We start from the raw sequence: 1,363 nt of genomic DNA on the forward strand, positions 1-1,363 counted from the left end.
CAGGGCCTCGGCGTGAAGTCGACTTGAGCGGGTTCGCCCCAACTGGCCTTGCTGGTGGGGTAGGTGGCAACATGCGGCAGGCGCGGTTGCCAGCGATCATGTGAGTGTCTACGTCCCATGATCCTTGCTGGAAGACCGTGCCTGCTCTCGCTGAATCATCTCCCATGCCCGCCGGGCTTGACCAGCTCACCGCCTCGCCGTCTCTGGCGGCTCAGGAGTGTCCCGGCCTGCTGGTCTGTCTCGCGAGGGTGACTGATCCCCGTGATCCACGGGGCCGGTTGCATCCTCTGGTCGGCGTGCTCGCCATCTGTGCGGCCGCGGTGCTCACTGGTGCGACCTCTCTGCTGGCGATCAGCGAGTGGGCGGCCGACGCACCGCAACTGGTCCTGGCTCGGCTCGGTGCCCGTCGCGACCCTTTCACCGGCCGTCACCAGGCCCCGTGCGAGACCACGATCCGCCGGGTCCTGACCCAGGTCGACGGCGATGTGCTGGATCGGGCCGTCGGCGGTTGGCTGTCTTCCCGGCTCCCGCAGAGCGCCGGGAAGTTGCTGCGGGCGATCGCGGTGGACGGCAAGTCCCTGCGCGGAGCCGCCCGCGCGCACGGCCGGAAGATCCACCTCCTGTCCGCCGTCGACCACGCAACCTCCGTCGTCCTGGGGCAGGTTGATGTCGAGAACAAGACAAATGAGATCACATGCTTCCAGCCCCTGCTGGACGACATCGATCTGCGCGGGGCGGTCGTGACCAGCGATGCGATGCACACCCAGCGCGAGCACGCCGAGTACCTGACCGGCCGGGGAGCCCACTACATCGTGATCGTCAAGGGCAACCAGAAGAAGCTCCGCAAGCAGATGAAGTCCCTCCCCTGGAAGCAGATCCCGCTACAGAACCGCACTACCGAGAAGGGACACGGCCGAGGCGAGATCCGCCGCATCAAGGTCTGCACCGTCGCCGGCCTGCTCTTTCCCGGAGCAGCCCAGGCCATCGAGCTCAAACGTCGGCGGGTGAACCGCAAGACCGGGAAGATCAGCATCAAGACGGTGTACGCGGTTACCAGCCTGAACGCCGGACAGGCCAACCCGACCGAGCTCGCGGCCCTGATCCGCGGGCACTGGTCGGTGGAAGCTCTGCATCACGTGCGAGACACCACCTTCGCCGAGGACGCATCGCAACTACGGTCGGGCAACGCGCCCCGCGCCATGGCCACCTGGCGCAACCTCGCCATCGGAGCACTCCGCCTCATCGGCCGACAATGCATCGCCGCCGCCCTCCGGAGAAACGCCCGCGACGCCACCCGACCGCTGCACATTCTGGACATTCCATGATCGCGAACCGGTCATACCGACTTCACGCCGAAGCCCTG

Annotated in this window: 1 protein-coding gene; it reads left to right on the plus strand. The window is 66.9% G+C overall.

The features are described from left to right. Window positions 1–164 precede the first annotated feature (164 nt). Window positions 165–1,325, plus strand: a complete 1,161-nt coding sequence (locus tag O3W51_RS48110) for an ISAs1 family transposase (protein ID WP_203673445.1) — start codon at window positions 165–167, stop codon at window positions 1,323–1,325. Window positions 1,326–1,363 lie beyond the last annotated feature (38 nt).

The organism is Streptomyces sp. H39-C1, assembly GCF_027158125.1.
GTDB lineage: Bacteria > Actinomycetota > Actinomycetes > Streptomycetales > Streptomycetaceae > Actinacidiphila > Actinacidiphila fildesensis.